The sequence below is a fragment of the Gordonia sp. UCD-TK1 genome, assembly GCF_001691435.1.
Lineage (GTDB): Bacteria > Actinomycetota > Actinomycetes > Mycobacteriales > Mycobacteriaceae > Gordonia > Gordonia hongkongensis.
Map to the genome: position 1 here is coordinate 265,102 of NZ_LZMP01000001.1, position 21,729 is coordinate 286,830.

The 21,729-nt window shown below is 69.8% G+C and carries 11 protein-coding genes and 1 tRNA gene; 5 read left to right on the forward strand and 7 right to left on the reverse strand.

Going from position 1 to position 21,729, the window contains the following annotated elements; all coding sequences use genetic code 11:
• The first annotated feature begins 123 nt into the window (after positions 1-123).
• Positions 124-2,175 carry a neutral/alkaline ceramidase gene (locus tag A9310_RS01225; RefSeq protein ID WP_065629035.1) on the forward strand — a complete coding sequence of 684 codons (2,052 nt, stop codon included), beginning with the start codon at positions 124-126 and terminating at the stop codon, positions 2,173-2,175.
• A gap of 57 nt (positions 2,176-2,232) precedes the next feature.
• Here the strand turns inward: A9310_RS01225 and A9310_RS01230 are convergent, their stop codons facing one another.
• From A9310_RS01230 to A9310_RS01245, 3 genes are all read right to left on the reverse strand, one after another.
• Complete coding sequence (locus A9310_RS01230) at positions 2,233-3,423, reverse strand: Ig-like domain-containing protein (RefSeq protein WP_058250283.1); 1,191 nt, start codon at positions 3,421-3,423, stop codon at positions 2,233-2,235.
• Positions 3,424-3,736: 313 nt separating this feature from the next.
• Positions 3,737-3,809, reverse strand: a tRNA-Lys gene (locus A9310_RS01240).
• A gap of 127 nt (positions 3,810-3,936) precedes the next feature.
• Positions 3,937-4,161 (reverse strand): DUF3618 domain-containing protein, encoded by a 225-nt coding sequence (locus A9310_RS01245; RefSeq protein ID WP_058250014.1) that lies wholly within the window; start codon positions 4,159-4,161, stop codon positions 3,937-3,939.
• Positions 4,162-4,311: 150 nt separating this feature from the next.
• On the opposite strand from A9310_RS01245, the gene bcp reads away from it, so the two are divergent.
• Both bcp and A9310_RS01255 read left to right on the forward strand, forming a co-directional pair.
• Positions 4,312-4,788 carry a thioredoxin-dependent thiol peroxidase gene (gene bcp, locus A9310_RS01250; RefSeq protein WP_055474734.1) on the forward strand — a complete coding sequence of 159 codons (477 nt, stop codon included), beginning with the start codon at positions 4,312-4,314 and terminating at the stop codon, positions 4,786-4,788.
• Positions 4,789-4,798: 10 nt separating this feature from the next.
• The gene (locus A9310_RS01255) at positions 4,799-5,425 is read left to right on the forward strand and encodes a TetR family transcriptional regulator (protein WP_055474733.1); all 627 of its coding nucleotides are present in this window, start codon (positions 4,799-4,801) and stop codon (positions 5,423-5,425) included.
• Positions 5,426-5,437: 12 nt separating this feature from the next.
• Here the strand turns inward: A9310_RS01255 and A9310_RS01260 are convergent, their stop codons facing one another.
• Together A9310_RS01260 and A9310_RS01265 are read right to left on the reverse strand one after the other, a co-directional pair.
• On the reverse strand, positions 5,438-5,830 hold the full coding sequence (locus A9310_RS01260) for a holo-ACP synthase (protein ID WP_055474732.1): 393 nt from the start codon (positions 5,828-5,830) through the stop codon (positions 5,438-5,440).
• A 38-nt stretch (positions 5,831-5,868) separates the two neighbouring features.
• Positions 5,869-15,132, reverse strand: coding sequence for a type I polyketide synthase (locus A9310_RS01265; protein ID WP_065629037.1), 9,264 nt, complete (start codon positions 15,130-15,132; stop codon positions 5,869-5,871).
• 584 nt (positions 15,133-15,716) lie between these two features.
• On the opposite strand from A9310_RS01265, the gene A9310_RS01270 reads away from it, so the two are divergent.
• Together A9310_RS01270 and A9310_RS01275 are read left to right on the forward strand one after the other, a co-directional pair.
• Positions 15,717-16,142, forward strand: a complete 426-nt coding sequence (locus A9310_RS01270) for an HIT family protein (protein WP_065629038.1) — start codon at positions 15,717-15,719, stop codon at positions 16,140-16,142.
• Entirely contained in the window at positions 16,139-16,945 is an 807-nt protein-coding gene (locus A9310_RS01275; RefSeq protein WP_065629039.1) for an NAD-dependent deacylase, read from the forward strand. The genes A9310_RS01270 and A9310_RS01275 overlap by 4 nt, the downstream gene beginning before the upstream one ends.
• A gap of 12 nt (positions 16,946-16,957) precedes the next feature.
• Here the strand turns inward: A9310_RS01275 and A9310_RS01280 are convergent, their stop codons facing one another.
• On the reverse strand, positions 16,958-21,139 hold the full coding sequence (locus A9310_RS01280; protein ID WP_065629040.1) for an AAA domain-containing protein: 4,182 nt from the start codon (positions 21,137-21,139) through the stop codon (positions 16,958-16,960).
• Between the two features lie 105 nt (positions 21,140-21,244).
• Positions 21,245-21,577, reverse strand: coding sequence for a rhodanese-like domain-containing protein (locus tag A9310_RS01285; RefSeq protein ID WP_058250009.1), 333 nt, complete (start codon positions 21,575-21,577; stop codon positions 21,245-21,247).
• Positions 21,578-21,729: the final 152 nt, after the last annotated feature.

The window sequence follows — 21,729 nt, forward strand, 5'->3', positions numbered from 1 at the left end:
CGACGACAACGACTGAGTTCGACGCCCTGAACTGATCTCGACCACACGGCCGCGCCGTCAGGGTGTGTGCCGCGATGACACCGCACGTCTGCCGGTGTCGTCCGACGCCCGGAAGGACGGCACGTGGACCTCACGCGCAGACAGTTGATGGCCGGTGCCGCCGCGACCGCCGCCGCGGCCGGGCTCGGGTCCGGCCTGTCCGCCGCCCCGGCCGGCGCGTCGCCCCCGGGGTCGACGAGTTACCTCGTCGGCTGCGGCATCGGAGATGTCACGGGCGCGGTCGCCGGCCAGGGCATGATGGGGTATTCGAATCCAGAGCAGGTCGCGGCCGGGCTCCTGCAGCGTTGCTGGGCGCGGGCCTACATCATCGTCGATCCCGCCACCGGGCAGCGCGTCGTCTTCCTGACCGCCGACCTCGCGTGCCTGTTCCAGTCGCACCACATGGGCCTGATGGTCAAGCTGCGCAACCGATTCGGCTCCTTGTACACCGAATCGAACGTGAATCTGAACGCACAGCACACGCACGCCTCCTGCGGCGGCACGTCCTGGGACTACGCGTATTCGCTCGCCGCGTTCGGGTTCAAGAAGAACTCCTACGACGCCGAGATCGACGGCATGTTCGCCGCGATCGTTCGCGCGCACGAGAATCTCGCGCCCGGCAGCGTCACGATCGGCCGCGAGGAACTGCACGACGCCAGCCGGAATCGATCCCGGGTCGCCTTCGACGCGAACCCGTCGGCAGACAAGCGGCACTTCCCCGATGCGATCGACCCTCAGGTGACGGTGCTACGACTGCGGCAGCACGACGCCTCCGGCGGCCGGGATGTCGGTGCCATCACCTGGTTCCCGACACACGGCACGTCTCTCACCGACCGCAACGTCCTCATCGCCGGCGACAACAAGGGTTACGCGAGCCACCTGTGGGAGCGAACCCAGCCCGGGTTCGTGGCCGCGTTCCCACAGACCAACTCCGGCGACATGACGCCGAACCTCGCACTCGCGCAGTTCGATCCGCGCGGACCGACATCGGACAACAGACGCAACTGCGAACTCATCGGCGAGCGTCAGTACGTCGCCGGACGGCGAGGCTTCGAGGCGGCCCGCCCGATGACCCGGGGCGGCGTCGACTCCATCGTGCGGTACGTCGACATGTCGGCGGTCCGGATCTCCGGTACCTACACACCCGACGGCCGACCGGCGTCGACCACCCCCGCGATGATGGGTGCCGGCGCGGTCGCGACCAGCAGCGAGGACAACTACGAGCAACCGCTCCCCTTCCTCGTGGAGGGCATGACCAATCCCCTCGTCACCGCGCTCGGCGGAGACCGCGTCCCGCCGATCGCACCGTGGATGCGAGACATGCAGGCGCCCAAACTGATCGCGTTCCCGCTCGGTCTGCTGCCGCCCTCGGGCTGGATCCCGGCGGTGGTGCCGCTGCAGCTCATGCGCATCGGCGAACTCGTGCTCGTCGCCGTACCCGCCGAGGTCACCGTCGTCGCGGGTCTGCGGCTGCGTCGAGTGGTCGCCGACGAACTGCGGACCGACGTCGACAACGTCCTCGTGCAGGGGTTCGCGAACGCCTACACCCAGTACGTCACGACGCCCGAGGAATACGACCTGCAGCACTACGAAGGCGGCGAGACCCAATTCGGGCGGTACACCCTGTCCGCCTACCTGCAGGAGTTCGCCGCGCTCGCCGCGGCCATGTCGTCCGGACGCCGGATCGGCCGTGGTCCGGCGCCGGTCGACAAGTCCGGACTGCAACCCGACCTGGTGCCCCCGGTCCCCGCCGACCGTCCGATACCGGGCCGACGCTACGGCGACGTCCTGCGTGAACCCGACGCCACGTACCGCCCCGGTTCGATCGTGACCGTGCAGTTCGTCGGCGCGCATCCCAACAACGACTTCCGGCACGGCCGGACCTATCTCGAGGTGCAGCGGCGTACCGGCAGCGAGTGGACGACGGTCGCCGACGACAACGACTGGTCCACGGAGTTCCGGTGGGCGCGCCCGGCCGGCAGCACCGACACGTCGCGGATCACGATCACCTGGCGGTCGCCGACGGACGCGTCCGGGATGTACCGCATCCGCTACTTCGGGGACAGCCGCGATGCGAACGGGTCGACGAGGCCCGTCTCCGGGACGAGTCGCACGTTCCGCGTCGGGTCCCGCTGACGCACGGACGCCACCGACCGCGCTGCGGTTCGGTGGCGTCCGAAGGCGTGCTGAGCGTCAGGCGTTGTCGGCGTTGCCCTTGCGCCACACCGACCACGGGATGTTCCAGTCGCCGAGACCATCGGTGCCCGACAATGTTCCGCCCGTGGTGTTCTTCACGATGACCGGGTCGCCGCGGAGGGTGTTCTCCATGACCCAGAGAGCGTTCTCCGGACTCAGGTTCAGGCAGCCGTGACTCGTATTGGTGTTGCCCTGCGCCCACACCGACCATGGTGCGGAGTGGAAGAAGATGCCGCTGTAGGACATCCGGGTCGCGTAGTCGACCGGGGTGCGGTAACCGTTCGACGAATTGACCGGCACGCCGTAGGTCGACGAGTCCATGATGATGTGGTCGTGCTTGTCCGAGACCAGGTAGATGCCGTTGTCGGTCTCGTCGCCGGCCTTGCCCATCGACGTCGGCATGGTCCGGATGACCTTGCCGTCGCGTTCGAAGACGACCTGCTTGGTGTTGTCGTCGGCCGTGACGATCATCGAGCGTCCGACGGTGAAGTTGGTCCGCACGTTCTCCTGGCCGAAGAGTCCGTCACCCAGGTCGATGCCGTAGGTGTTGACCGCGACCCGCACCTTGGTGCCCGGCTTCCAGTACTCCGCCGGCCGCCACCGGACCTCGCTCGGGCTGATCCAGTAGAAGGCCCCTTCGACCGGAGGGTCGGTGGTGATCCGGATGGCGCGCTGCGCCGCACGACGATCCGCGATCGGCTCGTCGAACTTCACCGCGACCGGCTGTCCGATACCGACGGTCTCGCCGGGACTCGGTGTCAGATACGCCTGCGTCAGGTTGTTGGGGCTGCTCGTGGTGAAGGTGACCTTCTTGGTGACCGCACCACCGATGCCCACCGCGTCGGTCTCCAGGGTGTAGGTGCGGTTGTAGCCCAGGGCCTCGTTGCTGACCCACACCGTGTCGTTGTCGGCGAGGGTGCCCTTGACGGGGGTGCCGTCGGACTTCTTGATCAGCACCCGGCTGATGGTGCCCTCACTGGTCTTCACCTTGATGGGCGCACCCGGCTGCACGCCGACGGCGTTGTCGTTCAGGGGACGTTCGGCCCACTCGGTGATCTCGAGACCCGGCTTGAGCAGATCGTCGAAGAGACTCGAACTGCTGACGTTGTCGGAGTACGACGCCTCCTGCGTGCACGACGTCACCAGCGCGACGATTGCCAACATCACACCGCTGATGATCAGCGGCATCCGCCGAGTACGACCGATCCCCATCTCACTCCCGCCTGTCGACGCCCCGACCCCGAACCGGTCGGTCACGCTGCCTCGCAACCTTGAGAACACTGCACACCCCGAATCCGAAACGGACATTCCGAACCCCGATGTCGCGGACCAGTGTACGAGAAATCGGACCGAACGCTTCGGCCGTCATCCATTCGAGCGGCGTGTTGCGCACCCGAAACGCCGAACGTTCATCTGCCGTTCATCGACCACCGGCCGCGGTCGAAACCGTCTGAGACGCCACAAGACGCCTCGCTCGATGCGAGACGTCTTGAGTACTCTGTGCGCCATCAGGGACTCGAACCCCGAACCCGCTGATTAAGAGTCAGCTGCTCTGCCAATTGAGCTAATGGCGCTTGGCGGTGCGAGATGGAACCTTACAGGACCCCCGCGGCAGAAGTGAAATCGCCTGGTCGGAGCGGCTTCTGCCGTTCGACGGGCCCGTGCGGACGAGGTCGCGCCGCCGATTGCTGGATCAGCGGGTCATCGCGAGGCGACCTTGCGGACGACGACGAGCAGGACCAGGGCGCCGACCCCGGCGAGTGCGTACTTCACCGCAGGCGTCTGCAGTGTCGCGAGAGCCTTCGACTTGGCGTCGTCGGCGAGCCGCTGGGGGTTGGCGCGCTCGGCCAGCGCGTCGAGCGTACTGGCGAGGTCCTCACGGGCCTTGGCGATGTCCTGCTCGATACGTTCGGTATCTCCGGCCACGTTGCATCCTTCCGGCGCTTCTCGTTGGTCTTCTCACTTCCCGGCCGCCGCACGACCTCTCGGCGCCGGGGACGAACCGCCAGATGGCAGCGTCTCGATGCTACGACATCCCGGCATCCGGGCATGTCGCCATGCACTAGCCTGGCTCTCATGGCTGAGACCACCACCCGACTGTCCGTGGGCGACACGGCGCCGTCGTTCACGCTGCCCGACGCGAACGGCGACCCGGTCTCGTTGTCGGACTACGCCGGCCGCAAGGTCGTCGTCTACTTCTATCCCGCAGCGGCCACCCCGGGGTGCACCAAGCAGGCGTGCGATTTCCGCGACAACCTCGGCGAGCTGAACGAGGCCGGGATCGCGGTCCTCGGCATCTCCCCCGACAAGCCCGCGAAGCTGGCGAAGTTCGTCGAGGCCGAGGGCCTGACGTTCCCGTTGCTCAGCGACCCGGAGAAGAAGGTGCTCACCGAGTGGGGCGCATTCGGGGAGAAGAAGATGTACGGCAAGACCGTCACCGGCGTCATCCGGTCGACGTTCCTGGTCGACGCCGACGGCACGATCGAACTCGCGCAGTACAACGTCCGGGCCACCGGACACGTCGCCAAGCTGCGCCGCGACCTGTCCGTCTGAGCCGGCCCCGATGCCCGAGTCCGCCGAACCGCTGGTGCCGCGCAAGCGGCCCACTCAGGAACGCAGCAAGCGCAAGTTCCAGGCGATGCTCGAAGCAGCACGCGAGCTGTTGATCGACGTCGGGTTCGAATCGCTGACCTGCGAGGAGATCGCGACCCGGGCCGAGGTCCCCATCGGCACGCTCTATCAGTACTTCGCGAACAAGTACGTCATCGTGTGCGAGCTGGACCGCCAGGACACCGTCGACGTCCGCGAGGAACTCACGGCGTTCTCCTCGGAGGTGCCGTCCCTGGAGTGGCCCAGCCTGCTCGAGAAGTTCCTCGATCACCTGGCGGCCCTGTGGCGCACCGACCCGTCGCGGCGGGCGGTGTGGCTGGCCGTCCAGTCGACACCGGCGACCCGCGCCACGGCGTCGCTGAACGAACGGGTGCTCGCCGAACAGGTCGCGCGGATCATCGCGCCGCTCACGCCGTCGCAGCGCGAACGCCGCGAGATGATGTCCCAGGTGCTCGTCCACACGGCCTACTCGCTGCTGAGCTTCTCCGTACAGGACGGCCACGACCACGACGAGACCGTCGCCGAACTCAAGCGGATGCTCGCGGGCTATCTGCTGCTCGAGGAGTCGACGACGGTCTGAGAGCCGTGCGGGCTACCTGCCCTCGAGGATGGCCACCGCCGCAGCGGTGTCCCCGTCGTGGGTCAGCGACACGTGCACGGTCGTGTCGCGCAGATGCTCGCCGATCTCGCCGGACAGGCGGATGGCCGGACGGCCCCACGTGTCGGTCACGACCTCGATGTCGCTGTGCCGGATCAGCGGCAGCAGCGGAGACCGCGAGAAGCGGCTCACCGACCACGCCTTCACGACGGCCTCCTTGGCCGCCCAGCGGGCGGCCAGATGCCGGGCGTCGTCGCCGGTCCCGGCGGCCGAGTCCCGACGCTCGCCGACCGTGAACCGGTCGGCGAACGTCGTACCCGGCTGCCGGAGCTGCTCGCCGAACTCCGGGATCGACACGATGTCGATGCCCACACCGAGCACGCTCATCCCTTGGGAGTCACTCGCGCCGTTCGCGTCACCGGGTGTCACCGACCACCCGCCACCGGCTCACCGGCGACGTAGACGTCGGCGCCGTCCAGACGGGTCTGCGGGTCGAGGAGCATGCCCGCCTCGGCGTCGTGCTCGTCGACCGACTCGTCGAAGCGACGGTTCGGCGGTCGCTGGTAGGCGGGCTCGCCACCGCAGATCGACTGCAGGAAGCGCTGACTGCCCTGGCGGGTCCGCTCGTCGGCGCGCTGACGGTAGGCGTCGCGCTCCTCCGGGTTCAGCGAGGCGATGAACGCCTCCGGGTGCACCACCGCGATCAGTCCGGACACGTGACCGAAGCCGAGGCTGGTCAGCAGGCCGGCCTTGAGCGGGAACCGCTCTCCGAGCTGCAGCGTCTCGCGCGGCCACACCAGGTGCGGGTACTCGGCCATCTTGTCGTCGACACAGTCGAGGCTGCGGTTGGGCGGGATCACGCCGTCACGCAGGATCTGGCACAGACCGATGAGCTGGAAGGCCGCCGCGCCGCCCTTGGCGTGACCGGTCAGCGACTTCTGCGACACCACGAACAGCGGTGCGCCCTTGCCGCGGCCGATGGCCGCCGCGAGCCGCTCGTGCAGTTCGGACTCGTTCGGATCGTTCGCCTTGGTGGAGGTGTCGTGCTTGGACACGACCGCCACGTCGTCGGCGCTGACACCGAGCGAACCGAGCGCACGTGCCAGCGGCGAGGACAACGACCCGCGAGCCGCGCCCAGGGCACCGAGACCCGGAGCCGGGATCGAGGTGTGCACACCGTCGCCGAAGCTCTGCGCCCACGCGACCACACCGAGCACCGGCAGACCCATCTCGGCCGCCACATCGCCGCGGGCGAGCAGGATCGTGCCGCCGCCGGCCGACTCGACGAACCCGCCGCGTCGGCGATCGTTGGCACGCGAGAACCGGCGATCGTCGATGCCGCGCGCGGTCATCTTCGCCGAGTCGGCGGTCGCCGACATCGCGCCGAAGCCGACGATGCCCTCGATACCCAGGTCGTCGAAGCCGCCCGCCACCGCGAACAGCGCCTTGCCGAGGCGGATCTTGTCGACGCCCTCCTCGACCGACACCGCGGCGGTCGCACATGCCGCCACCGGGTGGATCATCGCGCCGTAGCTACCGACATACGACTGGACCACGTGTGCCGCAACGATGTTCGGCAGGGCCTCCTGCAGGATGTCGTTGGCGTTGGCCTCGCCCAGCAGGGTGTTGACGTACAGGTCGCGCATGGAGGTCATGCCGCCCATACCGGTGCCCTGCGTGTTGGCGACCAGGCCGGGGTGCACCCAGCGCATCAGTTCGCTCGGCGTGAAGCCCGACGACAGGAAGGCGTCGACCGTGGCCACCAGGTTCCACAGGGCGACCCGGTCGATCGACTCGACCATGTCGGGGCTGACGCCCCAGCGGGTCGGGTCGAAACCGGTCGGGATCTGCCCGCCCACGGTCCGGGTCAGCGCGAACTGGCGCGGAACGCGGATCTCGGTGCCCGCCAACCGGGTGACCTGCCAGTCACCGTCGGCGTTCTGCGTGACCCGGGTCTTCTCCGGGTTGGCACTGGCGAATGCTCGCGCCTCGGCCTCGGAGTTGACCGTGAAGGTCAGGTCCTCGTCGACGAAGACCGAGGTCAGCAGCGGCGAGGTGTTGTCGACCATCGCCCCGTCGTCGGCGTAGCGGCGGATACCGCAGCGGGCGACGACCTCGTCGTGGTACCGCTCGGCGATCTCGCTCTCCGGCACCGGGTCTCCGGACGCGGTGTCGTACCAGCCCGGCTTCGGCGCCGAATCCCAGTGCACCAGTCCGGTGTTCCAGGCAAGCTCGAGAACGCCTGCGGCCGACAGCTTCTCGTCGACCTCCATCTCGAAGCGGGTGCGGGCCGAACCGAACGGACCGAGCTCGCCGGCACCCACGATGACCACGAGGTCCTCGGGTCGGGCGTCGATCGACGGCCACTGCGGACGCATCGCCTTCGGGGCGCGCGCCGGTGCCGGCAGCGCCGCGACGGTCGTCGCCGACTCCTCGTCGGTGTCCGCGGACTCCTCGGCAGCCGCCGCCGCGGTGGCCGCGAGCGCCTTGAGGTCGGTCGAGCTGTCCAGGCCGCCGGTGAAGTCGGCCAGGATCGGCGCACTCACCGCGGCCGACCGCTGCTCGGGGCTGCACAGGGTCAGCAGGTTCGCCGCCATCTCGTCGGTGCTCCAGGTGCGCACACCCGCCGCCTCGACCGCGTCGACCATCCCGTCGTTGTGACCCATCAGCCCGGTGCCGCGCACCCAGCCGATCAGGGCGTGGGCGAGCGTCGTCTTGGAACCCCAGGACTCCTCCGCCGACCAGCGCTGGACGAGTGCGTCGAGCGAGGCCTTGCTCTCGCCGTAGGCACCGTCGCCGCCGAACATGCCGCGGTTCGGCGAACCGGGCAACACGACGTGCACGCGGGCCGCGATGTCGTGATCGGAATGGACGTCGGCGAGACCGCCGATGAGTCGCTCCACCGACCAGAGGAGCACCTTCATCTCCAGCTCGGCGCGACCACCGGCGTCGGTGAGATCACCGGCGACCCGAGGTGCGGCGAACGGGAACAGCAGCGTCGGCTTCATCGCCGGCTTCACGACTGCCGTTGTGCCGCCGAGGTTCTCCGTCTGCTCCCCCGCGAGCCAGCCGACGAGGTCGTCGACATCGGCGTACGACGCCATGTTCGCCGGGACGATCCACAGCGCGGCACCGGCCCGGGCGTTCTCGCGGTACAGCTTCTTGTAGAAGGCGAGACGGTCGGAGTTCAGGCGCGAGGTCGTGGCGATCACGGTCGCGCCGCCGGCCAGCAGCCCGGCGACCACGCCGGCGGCGATCGAACCCTTGCTCGCACCGGTCACCACGGCGATCTCGCGGCTGTAGGCACCCTTCTCCGGATTCTCCGCAGCGTGCGCGATCGCGCCGAAGACGCGGCCGTGCACGGCGTTTCCGTTCGCGAGGGCCTTGCCCTGCCACCAGGTGGCGTGGTCGGCGACGGTGTCACCGGCTCCGGCGAACCCGCCGACGATGGTGTCGAAGTCGGCGTCGAGGTCCTGCTCGTCGGTCAGCCAGAGTCGGACGAGATCCTCACGGGCGGTTGCCCACCGGTCGTCGATGAGGACGACCTTGGCCGCGTCGAAGGCCGGCGCCACGGTACGGGCCCAGTCCGACCCGAGTTCGGCGCTGACCAGCTCGGCGAGCTCGGCATTCGGGTCGGCCGCGGCCTCGGCGAGATCGGCGACCTCGGCGAGTCCGAGCTTGTCCAGCAGGGTGTACGCGGCCGAGGCCAGCGCGCCGGACCGGCCGGTGATCTGCTCGGTGAACTCTCCCAGCGCCGCGGCGTCGACCGTTGCGCCACCACCGGATTCGGCGGCCGGCTTGCCGACCGGGATGCCCTTGACCGCACCCACCGCGGACACGGCCTTGTCGATGAGGGCGTCGAGGGAATCGGTGTTCGTCAGCGGGCCGTCGAGCAGATTGCCCAGCGCCTCGCCGCGGACGGACGCGCCGTCCCTGGTGCCCAGCGCCAGCGCGACCGTGGTGTGCAGACCCCACCCCGGACCCAGCTGCCAGACACCCGACACGCGGTCGGTGATGTAGTTCTGGCGCTTGCCCAGCGGGCCGAGCACCTTGCGGACCTGGTCGCTGACCGCATCGGTGAGCACCGCACCCAGCGGCCGGTAGCCACGGGCGAGGGTCTCCACGGTCGACGACAGCGCGGTCATGTCGGCTTCGGCGGCACCGTCGATGGCGCCGAGCCCGAGCTCACCGCCGATGTCGAGGAGCAGCTGGTTACGACGCGACGACACGCCGTCGCAGAGCGCCTCGATCGTGTCCGCGGACCCGATCTGGTCGACGCGCATCTTGGTCCACAGCGCGATCACGGACTTCACCGCATCCGACGGCGTGAACGCGATGTCGTCGGGACGCGGGCCGCCGGCTGGTGCCGCCGGTGCCGCGGGAGCAGCAGGCGCGGGCGCCGCCGCGGCGGCCGGAGCCGCGTCCGCCGCCGACGTCTCGGCCGCTGCGGGAACGTCGAGCTCGTCCTCGTCGGGCTCGTGCCCGGCGTCCTTGGCCAGGATCGTGTCGGTGTCGCGCTCGACGTTGAGCACCTCGGTGGTGGCCGCGGCGTAGTCGTCGAGCTTGAGGGTGTTGGTGGCCAGACCCGACAGCGTCGGGGCGCCCTTCAGACCGATCTCGACGAAGCGCTGGACTCCCAGCCCGTTCCGCTCGGGACCGCTGAACAGCAGTTCCTGGGTCTCGATCCACCGCACCGGGCTGGCGAACTGCCAGGCGAGCAGCTCGATCAGGATCACCCGGGCCAGTTCGTTCGGGGTCGCCTCCCAGGCGTCCCAGTCGGCGAGGACCTCGTTCAGCGGATCCGACGGCACCAGCGCCGCGATCTCCTCGACGAAGTCGCGTCCGAGGTTGAACAGGCGCGGCACCAGGTTGGGGATGTAGCGGCCGATCAGGATGTCGATGTCGATGTCGGCGGGCAGCAGCTCGGCGAGCTTGCCGCGGAACTCCGGGACCCCGGCGCGCAGCACGCTCGAGTGGAACGGGACGTCGATGCCCGGGATCAGGATGAACGCGCGCTTGCCCCCGAACTCCGCACGCCGCCGGTCGATCTCGGCCTCGAGCAGTTCGAGACCGCGAACCGTGCCGGCGATCGCGTACTGCGAGCCGAGGAGGTTGAGGTTGACGACCTCCAGGAACTCGCCGCCCGCGGCGCCCACGCCGGACACGAAGTCGGTGACCTCGGCGTCGGCCAGACCGAACTGGCTCGGCCGGATGGCGGCCATCCGATAGTCACTGCGCCCCTGTGCATCTCGCGGGACGAGGTGATGCATGGCCTCGCCGCGCTGGAACACGACTTCGAGGACGGCCTCGAGCGGGAGGACGCCGGCACATGCGGCGAGCGCGTTGTACTCACCGACCGAGTGACCACACGTGATGGCACCCTCGACGAAGCCACCGGACTCCTTGAGCTCGGCGATCTGCGCGACACCGAGCGTCGCCATGGCGACCTGGGTGAACTGCGTCAGGTACAGCACGCCGTCGGGGTGGTTGTAGGTGGTCCCGTTGGCGACGAGCGTCGTCGGGTTGTCGCGGACCACGGCGAGGATCGAGAAGCCCAGCGCCGCACGGGTGTGCTTGTCGGCACGATCCCAGATCTTGCGGGCGGCCTTCGACCGCGAGCGGGCGTCGAGTCCCATGCCCTTGCTCTGGATGCCCTGGCCGGGGAACGCGTAGACGGTCCGCGGCGCGGCGAGCAGACCGGTCGCGCTCATCACGAGGTTGTCGCCGACCTTGGCGCTGACCTCGACGACCTCGCGGCCGTTGTCGAGACCCACGCGGTCGACGCGCACCGAGATGCGGTCACCGAGCCGGACCATGCCGAGATAGCGTGCGGTCCAGCCGATCAGCGGACGAGGCGACGGCGTCGGATTCTTCGCGTCGGTCGCGGTGACGACCTGCTGCGCGGCGGCCGACAGCCACATCCCGTGGACGATCGGGTCGCCGAGACCGGCCAGCTTCGCGGCTGCGGCGTCGGTGTGGATGGGGTTGCGGTCACCGGACACGACGGCGAATCCGGTCATCCGGTTCGGCGCGGTGATGGTGGCCGTCCGGAGCAGCTTGCGGGTGGCCGACAGTTCGGCGGCGGGTGCACCGCCGGCCCGGGCCGGGTCGGTGAGCTCGGCGGCGCCCAGACGCCCACGGATCGCGAAACGCTCCTCGAGCGTCGCGATCGGGCCGGCTGGTCCGGCGATCTCCACCGTGACCTCGACGACACGACCGACGTCGGCATCCCGGACCGCGCCGGTCCGTGCGGTGACGGTCAGGTCGGCTGCGGTGGCGGGGATCTCCCCGGTCAGCGCGATCGCGTGATCGAGGTGGACCAGGTCGAGCAGACCCTCGACGACCGGGTCACCGGAATCGGTGCGGGCGGCGCCGATGACGCTGAACACGCTCGGCCAGCACGCGCCGACCAGGGTGTCGGGCACGGCGAAACCGAACGGGTCGGTCGGGGTGGTCGGACGCAGGTGCGGCGGCAGGGAGAACCCGGTCACCGCAGCGTGATCGGCGACCGAATCCGGCTGCCAGGAAACGGTCGTGACCGACACGCCGTCGGTCACCTCGGCCAGGCCGCCGCCGGCGGCCACGGTGAGGATCTCGCGCATCGCGGTCGACGCGTCGTCGAGGCCCACCAGCGGCGAACCACCGTCGCGCAGGCTCTCGCCGGCCAGCAGCGGGATACGCACGGAGGCACCCGAGATGGGGACGACGAGATCGAAACGGGTGGCGTCGGAGTCGGCGGAGACCTGCTCCAGGACGGCGCCGCTGACGGCGTGTTCGGCCCGCTCGGGTCCGACCACGGTCCAGGCGTCGCGATCGCCGAGCAGCGCGATCGGGCTCGCCACGATCCGGCCGGCCCAGCTGACGTCGTCGGACTCCAGCACCGAGGTCAGCACGCCGGCCTCCTCGGCCAGCCCGGCCCGGTGCCGGGAGGCGACGGCGACCGGGCGCTCGCCGGTGGCCTGCAGATCGGACGCGACCCGGGCCTCGAACCGATCGAGCAGTTCACCCACGGGCTCGTCGACGCGGGTGATGCCCGCGACGGCGACCGGCCCCGGGATGACGCAGACGGCGTCGGCGCCGTAGCGCGGGTCGTGGGCCTGCCACAGGGAGTCACTGCGCCACCAGCGGCGCACGTCCTTGTCGATCACCGGCACGAAGTTGACGGGCTTGCCGGGGGTGCGGCACAGCTCCAGGAAGAACGCGACGTCCGCGGGATGCAGGATGTCGGTGTCGATCTCGGGGTACACGCTGCCGAGCGCGTCGATCGCGGCATACGCATCGGCGGCGGCGGTGACCTCGGCGAACATCGTCGGGATGGGCCCCGAGTCCTGCGGGTGCATGCGCGCCTCGGTGCGCTGCAGCATCTCCACGAAGCGCTGCTGCCAGGTGATGTCGGCCCACGGGACCTGCTCGCCGCGGGCGTCACCGACGGCCAGCGCGGCGTACCGGTCGAGCCACTCGCGGTAGGTCATGGTGGCGACGTCGCCGAAGTACGGCTTCGCGGTGTCGGCCATCGCGGCGATGATCTCGTCGCGGCGGGCGGCCACGGCGTCGGCGTCACCGGCGACCTCGTCGAGCAACCGGCCGCAGCGCGACGCGGTGTTGTCGACCTCGTGGATGTCGGCGCCGAGCTGCGAGCGGCCGGAGGCCATTCCGGCGGTGGCGTGACCGGCACCGATCCACTCGTCGATGCCGGCGGTGTCGACGAGGAGCTGCTTGACCTCGGGGGTCGTCGTCGCTTCCTTGGCCGCCATGGCGGCGGTGCCGATGAGGATGCCGTCGAGCGGCATCGTCGGGTAGCCGTAGCCGGCCGACCAGCTGCCGGTGAGGTATTCACTGGCGCGCTCGGGTGTGCCGATGCCACCGCCGACGCAGATCACGACGTTCGGGCGGGCGCGGAGCTCGCCGTAGGTCGCGAGCAGCAGGTCGTCGAGGTCTTCCCACGAGTGGTGGCCACCGGCGCGGCCGCCCTCGATCTGCACGATGATCGGGTGATGCGGAACCTCGGCCGCGATGCGCACGACGGACCGGATCTGCTCCACGGTGCCGGGTTTGAAGGCGACGAACCGGAGTCCGGCCTCGACGAACTCGTCGACGAGCGCGACCGCGTCCTCGAGTTCGGGGATGCCCGCCGAGACGATGACGCCGTCGAGCGGGGCTCCCTGCGCGCGGGCCTTCTGCACGATGCGCTTGCCGCCGAGCTGCAGCTTCCACAGGTAGGGGTCGAGGAACAACGCGTTGAACTGCGCCTCGCGGCCCGGCTCGAGCAGATCGGTGAGAGTGGCGATGTTGCGCGCGAAGATCTCCTCGGTGACCTGGCCGCCACCGGCCAGCTCGGCCCAGTGTCCGGCGTTGGCCGCGGCGGCGACGATGGCCGGGTCGACGGTCGTCGGCGTCATGCCGGCGAGCAGCATCGGCGAACGTCCCGTGAGGCGGGTGAAGGAGGTCTCGACGACGGTACGGCCGTCGGGCAGCTCGACAAGGGTGGGCGCGAACTGCGACCACGGGGTCGCGACCTCGGGCACGCCGCCGGGGCTGAACAGGTTGCGCTGTCCGACGCGCAGGGCGGCGGGCACCAGGCCGACGCCCTGCCCGCGGACCAGTGATGCGGTGAGACGGGTCGCGATGTCCCCGGGACCGAAGTCCAGGACCCACTTGGCGCCGCCGGCCACGATCGAGTCGACCGAGGCGACCCAGTCGACGTGCCCGACGAGGATGTCGTGGGCGTGGCGGGTGGCGAGGTCACGGTCGATGCCACAGCGGTCAGCCCACTGGCCGACCAGCTCGACAGCCTCGGCCATAGCCGGGTGGTGGAAGGCCACCGACACCTGCAGGTGGTCGAACTTCGGCGCGAACGGCGCCCCGCCGGTGAGCTTGCGCTTGCGCTCGTCGGCCTCGGTCGCGGCGACCCGCTCACAGAGGGCGGCGAACGCGGCGAGGTGCCGCGGTGCCCCGGACAGCACGACGGCGGTGCGGCTGTTCTTGATGGCGACCACCGGGGCGGTCGTCAGATCGTTGTCGGACAGGCCGGCGCGGTACTGCGCCAGGATCTCGTCGACGCGAGCCGGGCTGACGTTGGTGAGTGCGAGCATCGGCGTGCCGTCGGTGGTGACACCCAGCCCGCGGCGACGCGCGGTCAACGAACCGGCGGCGCCGATGAGGTGCGCGACGGCCAGCAGCAGGCCCTGACCGGACTCGGCGATACGGCCGTCGGCGCCCACCGCATCGGTGGCCAGCGAGCCCTGGGAATGCCCGACCACGGCCTTCGGCGGGAGCACGGCGGTGTCCAGGCCCTGCTTGCGGAGTGCCTCCACGGCGGCGAGCTGGGTGAGCAGCACACCCGGACCCGAGAGGGTGAAATCGGCGAGAGTGGCCTCGGCGGGCACGTCTTCACCTGCGTCGTGCGCGTGCACCCAGGTGAGCGGGTGGAACCCGGACACCCGTGCCACGACGAGTTCGTCGGCAACCGGCTCGACGAGCCGTTCGGCGGAATCGACGATGGTGGCGACCCGGTGTTCCAGGTCGGCGTCGACGACCAGCTCGGTCAGCGTGGGCAGCCATGCGCCGCCCTGCCCGCCGAAGCTGATCGCGTAGGGCTCGCCCTGCGTGAGCCGCTCGATGAGCGTGGTGGTGGGCCGTTCTGCGTTGGCGGCGCCCTGCGAGCCGGAGCGGAACTGGTCGACGGTCACGGATACTCCTCTGTGGTGGTCGGTCTCAGAGTGTGGATTTGCGGAGTGCGTAGGTGCGGTGCAGTAGATGTCTGTGGGTGTTGTGCGGTTGGTCTGCGAGTCGCTGCGGCGCGAAAAACGCTGTCGGCAGCGGCCTTTCCGTGCGCTGACGTGATCGGTCTCGCCGCCGTCGCGCACGACCGGCCGCGGTGGCGACACCGCCGGGTCGAACTAGCTGGTACAACAAAGGAACACGCCTGCCGCACAACAACATTGGCGCGCACCGGTTTTGTCCCGAGCCGGCGTCGGCGTGAACGTGCCACCTATGATGACACACGAAAGTGAGGGAAACCTCATGTTTGTCGGTGACCTGTCGGTATACCGACCAGTAACCGCGCGGGTAACTTTTGGCACCGTGTCAACCACCATGGGAAGCGTCGGAAAACCGCCAGGCCAGGCAACATACCCAGGGGTACGCGTGCGCCCGAACTCTCGCTCGGTCAACCGTTATCAAACCGTTATGTGATGTGGGGCACCCTTGCGCGTCGCGGTCCAGCCGTGCCGCAGGCCGAGTGCCCTCGAGACACCCCACTAGAGTCGGCCGCATGAGCAGTTGCATCTTCTGCGCCATCATCGCGGGCACCTCCCCGGGTCGCATCGTCTACTCCGACGACGACGTCCTCGGGTTCCTCGACATCCGGCCCGTGACCCGCGGGCACACCCTCCTCGTGCCCCGGGTCCACTCCTCCGGGCTCGACGACCTCGACCCCACCCTCGGCGCCGCTCTCTTCCGCGCCGGTCAACGAGTCGCCACCGCGATGAAGACCGGACCGGTGTCCGCCGACGGGGTCAACCTGGCACTGAACGACGGCCGCGCGGCCTTCCAGACCGTCTTCCACACCCACCTGCACGTCGTCCCCAGACACGACGGGGACAAGCTGAGTTTCGCCAAGGGCTTCCTCGTCCGCCGCGACCCCGACCCCGACGAGACCGCCGCTGCGGTGCGCGCCGGGATCGAGTCCGTCGGATGACCTTCGGCGAGCCCGACCCGGACACCGGGGCCGAGACCCGGATTCCGGACGCGGTGGCCGACCTCGTGCGCCGCGCGGAGTGGATCACGGTGTTCAGCGGCGCGGGTATGTCGGCCGAGAGCGGCATCGCCACCTTCCGGGACGCCCAGACCGGTTTGTGGGAGAAGTTCGATCCCGCCGAACTCGCCACCCCGGAAGCGTGGGCGCGCGACCCCGCACTGGTCTGGGGGTGGTACCGCTGGCGCGCCCGCGAAGTGCTTGCCGCGCAGCCCAATGCGGGCCACCGCGCGCTCGCCGAACTCGCCACGAGCCGCACCGTCATGATCGTGACGCAGAATGTCGACGATCTCCACGAGAGGGCCGGCAGCGACGTCGTCAGCCACCTGCACGGCAGCCTGTTCGCCCCCCGGTGTTCGGTCTGTGGGACCCCGTACGACGGCCCGGGCGCATTCCCCGATCCCGGCGACACCGGTACCGCGCCGGACGACCCGCGCGTCGACCCGCCCACGTGTCCGCGCTGCGGCGGGAGGGTGCGGCCCGGCATCGTGTGGTTCGGCGAAGCACTGCCCGAATCGGATTGGCAGCGAGCGGATCAGGCGTTCCGTGCGGCCGAGGTCGTGCTCGTCGTGGGGACCAGCGGGATCGTCTACCCGGCAGCCGCGCTACCCGAACGCGCGGTGCGTGCGGGCATCCCGGTCATCGAGTTCAACCCGTCGCCGTCCGCGCTGTCCGACATCGTGACCCACAGTCTGCGGATGCCCGCCGCCGTCGGTCTGCCGGCGTTGCTCGCGTCACTCGGCTGACGTGGTGCGGCGTCACTCCCCCGCGGTGAGATCGATCGGCTGCCATCTCCCGACGTCATCCGTCGTCTGAACCGCGACGAGCGACCCCGGCTTGCATCCGCGCTCGTCGAGCACGGCGGCGACATGGTCGAGCACGCGGTCGGGATCGAGTTCGAACTCCGACTCGCGCACGCGGACGAATTCCCAACCGCAACGGCGCAATTCACGCTCGCGTTCCAGATCCGACCGAGCCTGCTGCCCGGTCCCGGCGAACTCGTCGGCATCACATTCGACGGCCATGCGCGCATCGGCCCCCAACACGACCAGGTCGACGATCCGGTTGTTGACCGTGACCTTCGGGGTCACGTGATAGCCGAGCGCCGCGAGACGGTTGAACACGCGCTGTTCGAGGAGGTTGTCGAACGGGCTCACGCGGCGATCGTCGGGCACGTCGGACGGCATGGCCCCGATCGACGGACCCTCGTTGGCGGACACATAGGACAGCAGCGAGGCACGAAGGTCGTTGGGGCGCAACTCGTCGAGTCCGATCGAATGGAACAGCCACAACTGGTCCATGGCCCGGGTGGCCGCCACGTTGGCCCGGCGTTGGGACTCCGCGCGGGTCAGCGCGGAGATCGCACCGGCGTCCGAGACGACCATCGACAGGAAGACCACGTGCCGCTCGTCTCCCTGGAAATCCGGGGGTGAGCCGACGCGGATACGACGCGAGCGCCAGGTCTCGGTGTCGATCGCGGCGCGCAGCGCCTTCTCGATCGTCTCCACCTGCTTGACGCCTTGCAACGCGATCACACCGAAGTCCAGATCGTCGTATGCCGGATCGGCCAGACACCCCCGGAGGGCATCGACGATGGCGGCCGCCTCGGCCTCGTTGCTGATGCCGTTGCCGGTCCCGGTGGCCGTTCCGTCGACCGCGACCGTCCGCAATGGTTCGAGCCGGTCGGAACCATACTGGCGCACCGGGATCAGCGGCGCGGACCCGTAGAACTGGCGCGACGAGAACTCGATGATCTCGGGCATGGACCGGAAGTGTTCCCGCAGCCCTACGACGTTGCCGAAACGGCTGCGCAACAACGAGAACAGACTGGACCGCGGCGTCAACCCGTCGCGTAGGTACGTCGGGAGGTCGGGCAGCGCCGCATCGAGTTCGGCGAACGCGGAATCGAGGTTGGTGCCGCTGAGACCGACGGGCGCGCACTGCTTGTCGTCACCGACGACGATCACGCGCGGGGCCAGCCAGAGAAGGAACGCACTGGTGATGTCGGCCTGGGACGCCTCGTCGACTATGACGACGTCGAAGGAGTTGCGGCGCGGTGGGAGGGTCTCGGCCACCTGGCTGATCGACATGATCCAGGCGGGCACGGCGTTGCGCGCCTCGGCCATGGCCTCGCGCGCCGCGCGTCGGAAACGATTGGCGTGCTTGCCCGATCCCTTGCCCAGGTTGATCATGTGGTCGCGGTAGGACTGGACGGCCTGCAACTCGCCGGCCGTGGTGCGCGCCAGCACCTCGCGGACGGCGCGCGCAGAGGCGAGCCGGGTGGTGAGGGCCGCGATGTCGACCTCGACGGCGTCGAGGTCGGACTGCAACCGGTCCTCGGCGAACGGATCGCTGCGTTCCTCCGCCCAGGTGTGGGCGAACCGCCACGCCCACGCCGCGCCCATGTCCCGGGCGCGTTCGGTCCAGATCGGGTCCTGCGCGCTCGCCCACATCGTTTTCGCGAGTTCGGGTGCCCGGCTGCGCAATCGGAGCCCGAGAAGCTCCAGGGCATTCTGCTCGTCGGCCTCGGCTGCGGCGGCCGCGAACGCGCGCCGCGCGTCTCGGATCGCGACCGGGTCGGCCGTGGCGAGTGCCGAGAGCAGCGCGTCACCCTCCGGCGACGGCCCCTGTTCGAGTTCGGTCGTCAGGCCGTACACGCGGTCGGCGAGTTCCTGTTCGGCGCGGACCGCGTCGTTGGCGGCCGCCACCGATCGCGCCTGATGGGCCACCTCGGCTGCCTCGGCGACGGTGCGTGGTCTCGGGCCGCCGGGGCTGATCGCCTCGAGTTCACGGACGAGATGCTCCCGGCCGGTGAGCAGCCTCGAGATCCACGCCAGTTGGTTGTCGAGGCGGACGAGGTGGTCGAGCTGCGCCGACCGCGACCCCGACGCGTCCACCGGGACGTGCAGGTCCGCCAGGATGCGATGCACCTGATGTACCGCGTCGATGACGGTGAGGTGATCGGCGACCCGGCGCAACGAGGCCTCGTCGCGAGGAGGCCRTCCGTCCACGGTGGCCCGCACCGGCGACTCCTCGACCGCGCGCTGCTCGGGCGAACGTCGCAACCGTCCCCGCCACTGACCGCCGTCTCGCAGGAGGTCGGCGGCGGCGTCGAACAACGCGGCGTCGCCGGGCCGCGCCCCGTCGACGACGACCGCGTGCGCGCCCAGGTCACGGTCCCGACGAGCGGCCTCGGCGATGACCGGTGACAGCGTCGTCACCCGCGACCAGAGGTGCGCGGCGCGTCCGGCGAGCAGCCGGTCCGCCATGTCGACGATCGGCTCCGGGTACGACGCCACCTCGCCGGAGGCGACGGCGAGTTCGTCGCAGATGTCCTTGATCCGGACCAACCGGTCACTGTCGACCCCGTCGAGCACGGACAGCAGCGTCCCGGCGCCGGCCATCGGCTCGCGGGGCCGCGCGGCGATCCGGGTGCAGATGGAGTCCATCTCCGCCGGCTCGGGCAGGTGGTGGTCGAGGTCGACGAACCGTTGCGCGAGACGCGATCCGGAGCCACCGGTGCTCGCGAGCAGGTCTGCCAGCCGGACGAACTCGGCCGAGTCCAGCGGGGGCACCGCGCCGTGGACCGGCCCGGGCAGCCAGTCGAACGCGGCGGCGTCTGCCCGCACCCGGCGGACGATCTCCGCCGGGGATCCCCGATAGTCCCCCGCGACCCATTCGTGGACCTCGGTCTCTTCCGCACGGAGGTCCCAGAGTTCGCGGAGCAGGTGATCCCGTTGTCGCAGAGCGTGATCGCGGCGCGCGGCCAGGTCGGCGATCTCCGCGTCGGCGACCCCGGGCGTGAACGACGCCTTGCGTTCGGCGAGCTCGGTCACCGCATCGACGATGCCCTCGGAACTGTCCTGGGACACGTCGGCGATCGACACCGTGAGCGCCCGCAGAGCGGGCGGCAGCATGTCCCGGAGCACGTGGAGCGCATGGGCTTTCTCGCTGACGACCAGGACGCGCTGTCCTTTCGCCAGCAAGGCCGAGGTCACGTTGGCGATGGTGTGGGTCTTGCCGGTTCCGGGCGGACCCTCGACCACCACACCGGTGTCGGACCCGAGCCGGGCGAGCACATCGCGCTGTTCGGCATTGGACGGCAGCGGGAACAGCGCATCGGCGACCAGGTCCGTTGGATCGAGGACGCCGGGGGCGCGGAGGGCGGCGAGTCGGTCGGGCGCCTCGATCGGGCGGACGAGCTGGGTCAGTGCGACCGGTACCTCCGACTCCCCGTCCCGCAGGTCGTCGATGATGGCGTCGTAGAACGCGAGGGAACTCTCCACCCCGCGACGGCGGAGGACCACCGCGGGCCGGCTCTCGACCGTCAACGACACACGCTCGGCGTCGACCTCGATCGCCTCGCGCCACTCGGCCATCAGCTCGGCGGTCTTCGGCGACAGCACCGAGGTCAGCGCCGACAGCTTGCCGCGGATCCCGACCGCGCCCGCGAGATCGAGACCGTCGAGAGCAGCGAGCAGATGGGTATCGCGAACCGCGGGAGACGAGCCCGCCCCGAGCGAGAACCGGATCGTGTCGTCCGCGTCGCGGTCGGCGACCAGAACCTGACTGAGGAGATGTTCGCGGACCAACGGGTCGGCGTCAGCGTCTGTTGCGTCCCGCACCGTGACCAGTGCGGACGCGATGACGAGTTCGAGTTCTTCGGGCTCCGCGCCGAGCGCGTCGACCAACGCGGCGAGTTCGGCGTGGACCGCGCCGGCCCGAGCGGCGTCGGGATCGTCCGGGCCGACCTCCACCACGACCTGGCCCGGCACCGCGTTCGACCGTACGGCGACGGCGGTGGACGGACCGACCCAGACATGGCCGGGGTGGTCGGAGATGTCGTGGACGTCACCGGAGCGAGACCGGACGAGATCGGCCAGAAACGTCATCAGTCGGGTGACCTGATCGCGCAACGTCTCGCGCGTGTCATCCTGCATACCGATGTGTTCCTCTCGTCGCCGGCGACTCCTACGCTACAAGACGCTGGTCAGAGGAACTCCGTGCCGCCGCGCGGGTCGGCCGGATTCCCGACACCGGGCCGGTCAGCCGACGGAACTCGAACGCAGCGCGCGGTATCCGCCGTCGACATAGCGCACGTTGGTGTATCCGCACTCGGCGATCTGTTCGGCGATCCGCGGGGCCTCCGAACGGACCGACACCACGGCGATCTCGGTGTCGCGGTCGCGGATCACCGGGAAGGTGCCCGACGGAGTCGGGGTGAACCGCTTCGGCACCTCGGTCGGGTCAACCACGAGGGCACCGGGCAGACTCCCCTGATGCCGGACCACCTGGGGCCGTGCGTCGACGACGACCGCGTTCCCCTCGCGGCTGTGATTCATTGCCTCGACTGCCGAAATCGAATTCACCACTGACACCGGTGACTCACCAATCCTGTTGCTCGAATTTGTCCGTGTTCATGCGTTCGCGACGGCCATCGGGTGACGGCCGTGGCGTGAATGACCCCCGTCGACCAGGTTACGGAACGATCTCGAATTGACAAGTTTTCTCACACAGCTCTCAGAAGGGC